The organism is Pseudomonas marginalis, assembly GCF_008692035.1.
Classification (GTDB): domain Bacteria; phylum Pseudomonadota; class Gammaproteobacteria; order Pseudomonadales; family Pseudomonadaceae; genus Aquipseudomonas; species Aquipseudomonas marginalis.
This window is the reverse complement of the sequence record NZ_VTFG01000003.1, coordinates 133,483-145,583: the sequence shown is the minus strand read 5'-3', so window position 1 is coordinate 145,583 and position 12,101 is coordinate 133,483. Positions and strand designations below refer to the sequence as shown.

11 protein-coding genes and 1 pseudogene are annotated in these 12,101 nt (G+C 61.4%); 6 read left to right on the top strand and 6 right to left on the bottom strand.

Annotated features, from left to right (window positions below; all coding sequences use genetic code 11):
- The first annotated feature begins 64 nt into the window (after nt 1-64).
- Genes FX984_RS30745 through FX984_RS30735 form a run of 3 tightly spaced genes read left to right on the top strand, consistent with a single transcriptional unit; the run spans nt 65 to nt 2,806 of the window.
- On the top strand, nt 65-1,081 hold the full coding sequence (locus FX984_RS30745) for a Gfo/Idh/MocA family oxidoreductase (protein ID WP_146478226.1): 1,017 nt from the start codon (nt 65-67) through the stop codon (nt 1,079-1,081).
- A complete protein-coding gene (locus tag FX984_RS30740) occupies nt 1,081-1,860 on the top strand; it encodes a TIM barrel protein (RefSeq protein ID WP_065939860.1) in 780 nt (259 codons plus the stop codon). The genes FX984_RS30745 and FX984_RS30740 overlap by 1 nt, the downstream gene beginning before the upstream one ends.
- 19 nt (nt 1,861-1,879) lie before the next feature.
- Nucleotides 1,880-2,806, top strand: coding sequence for a sugar ABC transporter substrate-binding protein (locus FX984_RS30735; RefSeq protein ID WP_027607581.1), 927 nt, complete (start codon nt 1,880-1,882; stop codon nt 2,804-2,806).
- 124 nt (nt 2,807-2,930) lie between these two features.
- On the opposite strand, the gene yghU is transcribed toward FX984_RS30735, so the two are convergent.
- Complete coding sequence (gene yghU, locus FX984_RS30730; RefSeq protein ID WP_027607582.1) at nt 2,931-3,767, bottom strand: glutathione-dependent disulfide-bond oxidoreductase; 837 nt, start codon at nt 3,765-3,767, stop codon at nt 2,931-2,933.
- A gap of 79 nt (nt 3,768-3,846) precedes the next feature.
- On the opposite strand from yghU, the gene mug reads away from it, so the two are divergent.
- Both mug and FX984_RS30720 read left to right on the top strand, forming a co-directional pair.
- Nucleotides 3,847-4,359, top strand: coding sequence for a G/U mismatch-specific DNA glycosylase (mug, locus tag FX984_RS30725; protein WP_027607583.1), 513 nt, complete (start codon nt 3,847-3,849; stop codon nt 4,357-4,359).
- A gap of 38 nt (nt 4,360-4,397) precedes the next feature.
- Nucleotides 4,398-4,994 (top strand): glutathione S-transferase family protein, encoded by a 597-nt coding sequence (locus FX984_RS30720; protein WP_027607584.1) that lies wholly within the window; start codon nt 4,398-4,400, stop codon nt 4,992-4,994.
- 137 nt (nt 4,995-5,131) lie between these two features.
- On the opposite strand, the gene FX984_RS30715 is transcribed toward FX984_RS30720, so the two are convergent.
- Nucleotides 5,132-5,899: an SDR family NAD(P)-dependent oxidoreductase gene (locus FX984_RS30715; RefSeq protein ID WP_027607585.1), complete on the bottom strand. Its 768-nt coding sequence runs from the start codon at nt 5,897-5,899 to the stop codon at nt 5,132-5,134.
- A gap of 136 nt (nt 5,900-6,035) precedes the next feature.
- On the opposite strand from FX984_RS30715, the gene FX984_RS30710 reads away from it, so the two are divergent.
- Nucleotides 6,036-7,184: an aldose epimerase family protein gene (locus FX984_RS30710; RefSeq protein WP_146478229.1), complete on the top strand. Its 1,149-nt coding sequence runs from the start codon at nt 6,036-6,038 to the stop codon at nt 7,182-7,184.
- A 128-nt stretch (nt 7,185-7,312) separates the two neighbouring features.
- On the opposite strand, the pseudogene FX984_RS33345 reads toward FX984_RS30710, so the two are convergent.
- The 4 genes and pseudogenes from FX984_RS33345 to FX984_RS30690 form a co-directional block, all read right to left on the bottom strand.
- A pseudogene (locus FX984_RS33345) lies at nt 7,313-8,460 on the bottom strand (integrase core domain-containing protein).
- 128 nt (nt 8,461-8,588) lie between these two features.
- A complete protein-coding gene (gene araH, locus FX984_RS30700) occupies nt 8,589-9,557 on the bottom strand; it encodes an L-arabinose ABC transporter permease AraH (protein ID WP_027607587.1) in 969 nt (322 codons plus the stop codon).
- 9 nt (nt 9,558-9,566) lie between these two features.
- Nucleotides 9,567-11,069 (bottom strand): L-arabinose ABC transporter ATP-binding protein AraG, encoded by a 1,503-nt coding sequence (gene araG, locus FX984_RS30695; protein WP_154905411.1) that lies wholly within the window; start codon nt 11,067-11,069, stop codon nt 9,567-9,569.
- A complete protein-coding gene (locus FX984_RS30690) occupies nt 11,066-12,073 on the bottom strand; it encodes a substrate-binding domain-containing protein (protein WP_065926374.1) in 1,008 nt (335 codons plus the stop codon). Before FX984_RS30690 ends, araG begins: the two co-directional genes overlap by 4 nt.
- Between the last annotated feature and the right edge of the window lie 28 nt (nt 12,074-12,101).

The following is a 12,101-nucleotide window of genomic DNA, read 5'->3' as shown; positions in this document are numbered from 1 at the left end:
CTTTGCTCCAGCCCCTTTGCCAGCCAGGGCTGTCCTGCGGCCAACAATAAAAAGGGGTTATTTCATGAGTACACAGAACATCCGCCTGGGCTTGATCGGTGCAGGTCGCATGGGCAGCTTCCACGGCCTGACCGCTGCGCGACACATCCCCGGCGCAACCCTCGCCGCCATCGCCGACCCCACTCCCGGCCAAGCCGCACGCCTGGCGGCCGAACTGGGCGTGGACAAGGTCTACACCGACCCACAGCAGCTGCTCGACGACCCGGACATCGACGGCGTCCTCATCGCCGCCCCCGCCCGCAGCCACGCCGAACTGGTGATCAGCGCCGCCCGCGCCGGCAAGGGGATCTTCTGCGAAAAACCCATGGCCATCACCCTCGACGAAGCCGACCGCGCCATTGCCGCCGCGGCCGATGCGCGCGTGCCGCTGCAGGTCGGTTTCAATCGGCGTTTCGCCAAGAGCTTCCGTACGGCCCACCTCGACGTGGCGGCCGGCCGCATCGGCACGCCGCAGTTGTTGCGCTCGCTGACCCGCGACCCGGCACTCAACAACCCGGCCAATTCGCCGCAATGGGTGATCTTCCTGGAAACCCTGATCCACGACTTCGACACCCTGCGCTACCTCAACCCCGGTGCCGAAGCGGTGCAGGTGTATGTGATGGCCGACGCATTGATCGCGCCGGAGTACAAAAGCAAAGGCTTCCTCGACACCGCCGTGGTCGCGATCCGCTTCGACAACGGCGCCATCGCCACCGCCGAGGCCAACTTCCAGGCGGTGTACGGCTACGACGTGCGCGGCGAAGTGTTCGGCAGCGCCGGCATGCTGAGCATGGGCAGCCTCAACGACTCCGACCTGGTGCGCTACCTGGCCGAGGGCATCCAGGCCGACACCCAGCGCATGGACACCGACCTGTTGCGCGACGCCTACATCGCCGAACTCAACCACTTTGTCGACTGCCTGCGCAGCGGCGCCAAGCCCATGGCCAGTGGTGAAGACGCGCGCGCCGCCCTGGCGATTGCCCGTGCCTGCATCGAGTCGTTCGAGACCGGCAAGGCCGTGGCCGTGCAGGGAGCCCGCTGATGAGCCCGTTCAAACTGGCGATCAGTGCCGAGATGGTGTTTCTCGACCTGCCCTTCGTCGAGCGCGTGAAGCGCATCCATGCACTGGGTTTCAGTGCCGAAATCTGGAACTGGACCAATAAAGACATCAGCGCCCTGGCCGCCACCGGCGCCGATTTCACTTCGATGACCGGCTATATCAGCGGCACCCTCACCGACCCCGACGGCATCCGCCAACTGCTCGACAGCGCGCGCGAATCCATCGGCGTCGCCGAGCGCCTGAATTGCCCCAGTCTCAACCTGCACGGCACCGGCCTGGGTGACGGCGGCCTGCCGGTGCAGCCCGTGAGCCAGACCACCGGGCGCATGTGGCTGAGCGCGTGCAAGGCGCTGGAAAAAATCGCGCGCCTGGGCGAAGACGCCGGCCGCGTGTTCCTGCTGGAAAACCTCAACACCGAGGTCGACCACCCCGGCACCCCGTTCGCCCGCGCCGACGACACCCTGGCGCTGATCGAAGCCGTGGGCAGCCCGCACCTGAAGATGAACCTGGACCTGTACCACGCGCAGATCGGCGAAGGAAACCTGATCGAGCTGATCCAGCGCGCAGGCAGCGCCATCGGTGAAATCCAGGTGGCCGACGTGCCCGGACGCCAGGAGCCCGGCACCGGCGAAATCCACTACCCGGCCATTGCCAGGGCCCTGCACGCCATGGGCTACAACGGCGTGGTCGGCCTCGAAGGCTGGGCCAGCGGCGACAGCGAGTTGGCCCTGGAGCGTTTCCGTCAAGCGTTCACCCTATAACAATAAAAGGAACATCCTCATGCATCGCTATTCATTGCTTGTTGCTGCGTTTTTACTGCTGTTCAGCCAATGGACCTTCGCCGCGTATCGCATCGGCGTGAGCATCGCGCGGGTCGACGATAACTTCATGACCTACGTGCGCACCGGCCTGGAAAATGCCGCCAAGCAACAGGACGTGCAGATCCAGTTCGAAGACGCCCAGGGCGACGTGGTGCGCCAGCTCAACCAGGTCGAAGGCTTTCTCAACCAGAAAGTCGACGCTGTGATCGTGCTGCCGGTGGACACCGCCGCCACCGCCAACATGACCCGCGCCGCCGTGGCGGCCAAGACGCCACTGGTGTACGTCAACCGCCACCCGGATGAGCGCACCTTGCCCAAGGGCGTGGTCACCGTGGCATCCAACGATATCGAGGCCGGGCAACTGCAGATGCGCTACCTCGCGGAAAAGCTCGGCGGCAAAGGCAATGTGGCGATCATCATGGGCGACCTCGCGCAGAACGCCACCCATGACCGCACCGAAGGCGTCAAACAGGTGCTCAAGGACTTTCCCGGCATCAAGGTGGTGGAGCAGCAAAGCGCCGAGTGGCAACGTAACAAGGGCATGGACCTGACCAGCAACTGGCTGCTGGCCGGCACGCAGTTCGATGCGATTGTGGCCAACAACGATGAAATGGCGATTGGCGCGGCCATGGCCTTGCAACAGGCGGGCAAGGCCAAGGGCGAGATTGCGATTATCGGCATCGACGGCTTGCCCGACGGTCTGGCGGCGATCAAGCGCGGCATGCTCACGGCGTCGGTATTCCAGGACCCCAAGGCCCAGGCCACTCAGGCGGTGCAGTCGGCGATCAGGATGATCAAGGGCGAGCCGATCGAGTCCGAGGTGTGGGTGCCGTTCGAGCTCATCAAGCCCGAACAGGTGGCGGTGTTCGAACAGCGCTACAAGTAAATCGAAGATAAGGCGATCAAAATGTGGGAGTGGGCTTGCCCCCCGATGGCAGTGGGTCAGTTGATACATCCGTGACTGATCCACCGCTATCGGGGGCAAGCCCCCTCCCACACTTGGATCTCAATCAGTCCAGGTCACTTGCATCATGGCGCTCGGGCAACTGTTCCTCGCCCGACACCCGATTCACCCGCCGCCCACGCTGCACCGCCGGCCGCGCCTCAATCGCGTCCGCCCAGCGCTGTACGTGCTTGTACTCGTGCACCGAGAGAAACTCCGCCGCCCCATACAAGCGGCCTTTGACCAGCCCGCCGTACCACGGCCAGATGGCGATATCGGCGATGGTGTATTCATCCCCGGCGATGTATTCGCTCACGGCCAGGCGCTGGTCCAGCACATCCAGTTGGCGCTTGGTTTCCATGGCAAAGCGGTTGATCGGGTATTCCATCTTGCTCGGCGCATAGGCATAGAAATGCCCGAAGCCGCCGCCCAGGTAGGGCGCGCTGCCCATCTGCCAGAACAACCACGACAGGCATTCCGCGCGGGCCGCCGGCTCGGTGGGGAAGAAGGCGCCGAACTTCTCGGCCAGGTACTGCAGGATCGCGCCGGATTCGAACACGCGAATCGGCTGGACGCCGCTATGGTCCATCAAGGCCGGGATCTTCGAGTTCGGGTTGACCCCGACAAAGCCGCTGCCGAACTGGTCGCCGTCGCCGATCTTGATCAGCCAGGCGTCGTATTCCGCGCCGCTGTGCCCCAGGGCCAGCAGTTCCTCGAGCAGGATGGTGACCTTCTGCCCATTGGGCGTGGCCAGGGAATACAGCTGCAGCGGATGCTTGCCGACCGGCAATTGCTTTTCATGGGTGGCGCCGGCGATGGGCCGGTTGATGCTGGCGAAGGTGCCGCCACTTTCGGCGTCCCAGGTCCAGACCTTGGGTGGGACATAGCTGGATGAATCGGTCATGCTCACTGCTCCTGAGGCGCTTGGGATGGATGAATTCAAAGCGCATCTTACCGATTGGCTCACATTCAGATACCCCCACATGGCCGACAGACTTGAAGATATTCTCGCCAAACACCTGAAGGTCGTGTTCTGCGGCATCAACCCCGGCAAGGGTTCCGCCGCCCTCGGCCTGCATTTCGCCAACCGCAGCAACCGCTTCTGGCGCACCCTGCACCTGGCCGGCTTCACGCCCCATGAAATCCGCCCCGAACACGGGCGTACGCTGCTGCACTACCACTGCGGCCTGACCACGTTGGTGGAACGTCCCACGGCCAGCGCGGGCGAATTGGCACGGCATGAGTTCACCCAGGCCGCGACGGGCTTTGAACACAAGATCCGCCACTGCGCGCCGCGCTTCGTGGCGTTCATGGGCAAGTCCGGCTACAGCGCGTTGAGCGGCCAACGCGAGATCGCCTGGGGCTTGCAGCCAAAGGTGCTGGGCGGTGCGTCAGTGTGGGTGCTGCCCAATCCCAGCGGACGCAACCTGGCGTTCAGCCTGGAGCAGCTGGTGCAGGCGTATCAACAATTGCGCCGGGCGACCGAGTGCCCTTAATCTCTTGGGCTCGTCACCCTGATAGCAATGGAGGCTTCATGAAACTGATCGGCATGCTGGACTCGCCCTACGTGCGCCGCGTGGCTATTTCCCTGGACCTGTACGGGGTGGATTTCGTGCATGAACCCCTGTCCGTGTTCCGCACCTTCGACGAATTTGCGCAGATCAACCCGGTGGTCAAGGCCCCTACCCTGGTGCTGGACGATGGCACGGTGTTGATGGACTCCAGCCTGATCCTGGAGTACCTGGAAACCCTGGCCCCGGCTGACAGGAAGCTGTTGCCCCGGCAACCTGCGGCACTGGCCAAGGACTTGCACGTTCTGGGACTGGCGCTGGCAGCCTGCGAGAAGAGCGTGCAGATCGTCTATGAACACAACCTGCGCCCGGCCGAGAAGCTGCATGCGCCATGGCTTGAGCGCGTGAGCGGGCAATTGCTTGCGGCCTATGGGTTGCTGGACAAGCAATTGGGCGACAGCGAAGCATTGACCCAGGCGTCGATTACGGCGGCGGTGGCCTGGTCGTTCAGCCAGTTCACCGTGGCATCGGTGGTCAAGGCGGATGCATTTCCCAACCTGCAACGGCATGCCGAAAGGCTGGAGCAGCATCCGGCGTTCAGGCGTTACCCCATCGCCTAAGCACAGCAGTTCAAATGTGGGAGGGGGCTTGCCGCCGATAAGGGTGGATCAGTTATAGAAGTACTGCCTGAACCACCGCTATCGGGGGCAAGCCCCCTCCCACATTGATTTGGGTTGCATGAACTGACGTGTTCGGCTCAGACCCAGCCGCCATCCACAATAAAGTTCTGCGCCGAACACATCGCCGAGGCATCGGACGCGAGAAACAGCGCCATATTGGCGATGTGTTCCGGCAGTACGCTGCCGGGCAGGCACTGGCTGCGGCTGATCAGTTCCTTGGCGGCGTCATCCACCCACATGGCCAGCTGTTTTTCGGTCATCACCCAGCCCGGCACCAGTGTGTTCACCCGGATACGGTTCGGCCCCAGTTCCCGTGCCAGCGCGCGGGTCATGCCGTGGGCGGCGGCCTTGCTGGCGGCGTACACCGGGTAGCCGGCGGAGGCCATCATCCAGCCGACGGAGCCGAGGTTGATGATCGAGCCGCTGCCGGCGCGTTTCATCATCGGCACCACGGCCTTGGCGGCAAAGAAGGCGTGTTTGAGGTTGACTGAGATCAGCTTGTCGAAGGTTTCCGAATCGACTTCTTCCAGGGTGTGGCGCACGTCATTGGCGGCGTTGTTCACCAGTACGCTGATCGGCCCCAGGGAATGTTCGAAGCGCCCTATGGCCGCCTTGTAGGCGATTTCATCGGTGATGTCGCAACACACGAACTCCACGGCATGCCCCTGGGAACTCAACAACGCCGCCAGGCGTTCGCCCTGGCTTTGCGCGCGGTCCACAAACCCGACCTTGGCACCCTGCACGGCGAAGGCGCGCACCATGAATTCGCCGATCCCCGAGGCGCCCCCGGAAATCAGTACGGTCTTGCCCTTGAGGTCGGGATAAACGGCGTGTTCAGTACTCATAAAAGGATGCCTCGATCAATTAGTCTTATTTTATTTTACGAAATCGGCTTTAAAGGCTATAAATTCGCTGTTCAACCGACAAAATATCGCTATTAGTAGAACTATTCCACTCAAAACAACAAAAGGAAGTTCGACCATGAAGCACCCTCGATACCTGCTGTCCGGCCTGGCGCTGTCCATGCTGATCGCCAGCGGCGGCGCCCAGGCGGCCGGCCTGAGCAGCGAGCAAAAACCTTTCGGTAAAACCAACGACGGCACCGCCGTCGAACAGTACATCCTGCGCAACAGCCACGGCATGCAAGCCACGGTGATCACCTACGGCGGCGTGTTGCAGTCGCTGAAAGTGCCGGACAAAAACGGCAAGGTCGACGACGTGGTGCTGGGCTTTGACGACGTGCAAGGCTATCAAGCCGGTACGGCGTTTTTCGGCGCAACCATCGGCCGCTTCGGCAATCGCCTGGCCGGCGGTGCCTTTGAACTCGATGGCAAGCGCTTCCAGGTGCCGCTCAACGACGGCCCCAACTCACTGCATGGCGGCGCCCAGGGCTTCGACAAGCAGGTGTGGAAGGCCGAGCCGGTCAAGGACAAGGACTCGGTCGGCGTGAAGCTGAGCTACCTGTCCAAGGACGGCGAGATGGGCTTTCCCGGTAATTTGAAAACCGAAGTCACCTATCGCCTCAACGACAGGAACGAACTGCACATCGACTACAAGGCCACCACCGACAAGCCGACGGTACTCAACCTCACCAATCACAGCTACTTCAACCTGGCCGGTGCGGGTAACGGCGACATCCTCAAGCACGTCGCTACATTGCATGCCAGCCATTACACGCCGGTGAATGCCACCTTGATTCCTACCGGCGAACTCGCGCCGGTCAAGGGCACGCCGATGGACTTCCTCAAGCCCACCCCGATCGGCCAGCACATCAAGGAAGATCACCCGCAGCTCAAATTTGCCGAGCCGAAACAGGGTGGGTTTGACTTCAACTGGGCGCTGGACACCAAGGGCGACGTCAAGCAACTTGCCGCCGAGGTGCACGACCCGGCGTCAGGCCGGCGCTTGCAGCTCTACACCAGCGAACCGGGCGTGCAGTTCTATACCAGCAACTTCCTGGATGGTTCGGTGAAGGGCAAAGGTGGCAAGACCTACCTGCACTGGAGCGGGTTTACCTTGGAGACCCAGCACTTTCCGGATGCGCCTAACCAACCAAACTTCGCCTCAACTCGCCTGAACCCAGGACAGACCTACACCCAGAACACCGTCTTCAAGTTCACCGCCGATTAAAACCGCTTTACTGTGGGAGGGGGCTTGCCCCCGATTGCGGAGTGTCAGTCTGCATATTTGCTTCTGATACACCGCCATCGGGGTGTAGAACCGTAGACATCGTTTACATCTGAAACCGGGGACATCGTTTACACATTTGAGGCCTGGACGCGGGTCATACCTCGTCCAAGCCTCCCCAAGGGATAATCACACAGGTACAAATCCCAAGCATCATCTTCAGCTTCTTTGAGCCCTATCCTTTCCCCGGACAGCGCCTCGCTGATAAATACCAACTTGCCGTTCCACTTGATCGATCCGTCCTGCCTGACGCTTCGAACTTTCATTTCTGCCGGATATTCCACATCGGGCAAGCACCCTGGATAAATTCGGGTGGACGGCACATACAAGTCTCCCGGACTTTTCATGCCGAGCGCTTCGTGAGGGCGTACGTAATTAAACTCATGCCTGAAATGCTCCAGCAAAAGCTGCTGCTCGACTAAGTTTTTCCCTAAGGGCAACTCAAGTTTCAAGCTACGGTGCATTCGTTCATGGCGACCATTCTGGGCGGGTCTTCCCGGCATGGTTCGCTCGGGATAAATACCCAGCCGAATCCACCAAACTGCCAGTGTGGAATTCTTGCCAGGCCAGGAGAGGCGAACGGTACCCCGTTGTCCGAACGGATAACTTCCGGCATGCCGTACTCCTGAAAAAGCCTCTCAAAGGCCTGTTTTACAGGCTGGGTCATGATCTTGGGATGGGCCCTGCACGCTAAAATCAGCCGCGACGCATGGTCTGTGACGGTCAAAGGGAAGCACATCTGAGCATTAAGCATCTTGAACTGCCCTTTGTAGTCAGCACACCACGTCTTGTTAGGTTCGTCGGCCTTTCGCATTTGTGTGTGGGAAATGCTGTGTCGGCGTTTGAAGCGCCGCTTTTTGACGAGCCCAAGTCGGTCAAGCCATTGACCGGCCGTACTTGGAGAGGGCCAGGTGACGGAGGGATCTTCCAGCCGTAATAGCTCGAGAAGCTTTTTCGGCCCCCATTTATCGTGAGCCTCCTTCATCGCGACTACACGGGCCAAAATCTCGTCGTCGGTTTTATTTGGGCTGTTGTGAGGTCGCCGGGACAGTTCGGATAAAGACCTCAAATCGCCGTCGTGCCGGGCAACCCACTTATCGACGGTAGGTCGGCTAACGTCAAAGCGGCGTGCCAACTGACTTTTAGTGAAGTTGCCAGAAAGCCAATCAGCTACCAGCTTGATTCTTTGATTCATGGGGGACTCTTGGTTCCAGGGCATGATCAGTTACCTCCTGATCATGCGTATTAGCCTGTAAACCATGTCCCCGGTTAGAAATGTAAACGATGTCCCCGGTTTGTACCGGGGCAAGCCCCCTCCCACATTTTGAGCCTCACATGACAAGGGGTTCAGCGTTGTTTCATGCGGTCGATGACCACCGCCAGCAGCAGGATCGAACCGCGGATCACATACTGGTAGAAGGTGTCGATGTTCTTCAGGTTCATCGCGTTCTCGATGATCGCCAAAATCAACACCCCGGCGATCACGTGACGGATCATGCCGATGCCGCCGCTCAACGACACCCCGCCCAGCACGCAGGCGGAAATCACCGTCAACTCGAAACCCTGGCCGATCATCGGCTGGCCCGAGGTCATGCGCGAGGCGAGGATCACCCCGGCCAATGCGCCGATCAGGCCGTGCACGGCGAAGATCAGGATCTTGGTGCGGTCGACATTCACCCCCGCCAGCAACGCCGCTTCCGGGTTGCCGCCGATGGCCATGGTGTTGCGCCCGTAGGTGGTGTAGTTGAGCAGCCAGCCGAAAAACAGGAAGCACACGATGGTGATCAGGATCGGCACCGGTACGCCCAACAGTTGGCCGTTACCGAAGATAAAGAACTGGTCCTGGGATACGCCCACCGCCTTGCCGTCGGCAAAGATATAGGCCAGGCCGCGCACGATCTGCATGGTCGCCAGGGTGGTGATCAACGCATTGACCCGCAGCTTGGCGATCACGATGCCGTTGATCAGCCCCACGATCAGGCCCATCAGCAACGCCGCGCCGATGCCCAGCATGACGCTGTCGGTGTCGCGCATCACAATCGCCGCCACCACGCCGGCGCAGGCGATCACCGAGCCCACCGACAGGTCGAAGTGCCCCGATGCCAGGCAGAACAGCATGGTGCAGGCGGCAATGCCCACGGTGGAAATCGCCAGGCCCAGGCCACGCATGTTCAACGGCGAAAGGAAGTTATCGATGAGCAAGGCGCACAGGACAAAGATGCCCACCGCCGCCAGCAGCATCGCCCAGTTGTCGAGCAGTGCGCGCATATCGAGGGGTTTGCGTGCCGTCGGCAGCGCGTTGTTTTGAGTGGTCATGGTCTTCTCTCAGTTCGCCAGGCCGCGCGGCAGGGCCAGTTGCAGCAGGTTGGATTCGGTCGCGTGTTCACGGGTCTGTTCGCCGCGCATCGCGCCTTCGCACAGCACCAGGATGCGGTCGGAGATGCCCATCACTTCCATGAGGTCGCTGGACACCACGATCACCGCAATGCCCTGGGCCGCGAGGTTATGGATAATCTGGTAGATCTCGGCCTTGGCGCCGATGTCGATGCCGCGGGTCGGCTCGTCCAGCAGCAGGACCTTCATCGGCATCGACAGCCAGCGGCCGAGAATGGCTTTCTGCTGGTTGCCGCCGGACAGGTACATGATCTTTTGCGCGGCGGTCGGGGTTTTGACCTTCATTGCCTTGATCTGCTGGTCGGCATTGCCCTTTTCCCAACCGTCGCGCAGCAACCAGCCAAACGAAGAGTGGGCGCCACGGGCGCTGATATTGATGTTCTCGGCGACGCTGGACAGCGGAATGATGCCTTCCTTCTTGCGGTCTTCCGGGCACAGCAGTACACCGGCGGCGATGGCATCACGCGGTGAGCGCAGTGTCAGTGCTTCACCGCAGAGCTCCAGGCTGCCGGCGCTGGCGCGCTCCAAACCGCTGAGCAAACGGAACAGCTCCGTGCGCCCTGCCCCCACCAGCCCGAACAGGCCAAGGATTTCGCCCTTGCGCACCTCAAAACTGATCGGCTCACGCAAACCCGGGCCCAACAAACCGTCGACCTTGAGCGCCACCTCGCCGTGCTCGCGCGGGCGGTAGTCGTAGATGTCCTGGATGTCGCGGCCGACCATGCAGGTCACCAACTGGTCGTGGGTCAGCGCGCTCATGTCATCGAAGGTGCGCACGTAGCGGCCGTCCTTGAACACCGTCACCGCGTTGCAGATGCGGAACACTTCTTCCATGCGGTGCGACACGTAGAGCACCACTTTGCCCTCGTCCCGCAGGCGCGCGATGATCGCCATCAAGCGGTCGATCTCCCGCGCCGACAGGCTGCTGGTGGGTTCGTCGAAGGCAATCACATGGGCGCCACGGGACAGCGCCTTGGCGATTTCCACCAGTTGGCGCTGGCCCAGGGACAGACGCCCGAGTTTTTCCTCGGGGTCGATTTCATCCGCCAGGCCCTTGAGGCAAGCCAGGGCCTGCTTGCGCAGCAGGCCCCGGTTGACCACGCCGAAGCGCGAGGGCAAATGCCCGAGGAACAGGTTTTCGGCGACGGTCATTTCCGGCACCAGGTGCAGCTCCTGGTGGATCACCGCGACGCCGCTGGCGATGCTGTCGGCGGCGCATTTGAACGCCATGGTCTGCGCGCCGATCTGCACGCTGCCGCTGCTGGGAATATAGGCGCCGCCGAGGATCTTCAGCAGCGTCGACTTACCGGCACCGTTCTCGCCCATCAGGGCGTGTACCTGCCCCGGGTGGGCGGTGAAGCTGATGCCGTCCAGCGCCTTGACCCCGGGAAAGGTCTTGCCGATAGCGTCGAAACGCAGGGCTGCCGCCGTCATTTCCACAGCCCGATCTTGGTCAGTTCTTCCTGGAAGTTGGCGCGGGTGATCAGGGTCACTTCATCCATGGCCGTGTACTTCGGCGGTTCGGTGCCCTTGGTGACCCACTCGTACATCATCAGCGCAGTGTTGTAGCCCTCGATGTGCGGGCTCGGCAGCATGGAGCCGAAGAAGCCGCTGTTGGCCTTCTTCAATTCGCCGATGGCGTCGGTGCCATTGATGCCGATACCGATCACATTGGCCGCAGCGAAACCGGCGCTTTCGGTGGCGCGCACGCCGCCGAGCACGGTGTTGTCGTTCATGCCGCCGATGATCAGGTTTTTCGCGCCGCTGGGCAGCTTGACCAGGGCCGAGTTGGTGGCGTCCATGCTGCCGGGGACGTCGAGGGTTTTCAGTGCGGCGGTGAGGATGTGGTCTTTAGGGATACCGGCTTCTTCCAGGGATTTGATCGAACCGTCGGTGCGTTTCTTGCCGGTGTCGAGTTCATTGAAGGTGTTGATCACCGCGTAGGTGTCCTTCCAGTCCCAACCGCGTTTTTTCGCCTCGGCGGCCATGGCCGCGCCCTGTTTCTGGCCGACTTCAAAGGCGGCCATGCCCAGGTACGGCACGTCCTCCATGAAGTTGCCCTTGGCATCGACAAAGCGGTCATCCACGGCAATCACTTTCAAGCCGTTGGCCTTGGCCTTGGCGACGATCGCCGGGCCCAGGGACACATCCGGCGGGCAGATCACAAAGCCCTTGGCGCCGTTGGCGGCCAGGCTGTCGATGGCCGAGAGGGTTTTCTCGCCATCGGGCACGGCGATCTTGATCACGGTAAAGCCATGTTCCTTGCCGGCTTTTTCGGCAAAGGCCCATTCGGTCTGGAACCACGGTTCCTCGGCCTGCTTGACCAGGAAACCGATCTTCACTTCTTCAGCGGCCAGCAACAGCCCGCTCAAGCTCATGGCCGAGACCGCCACAGCGGCGCAGCACAGGGAACGGATACCACGACGACGATGATTCATACGGGTGACTCCTTGTTGTTGTTTTTAA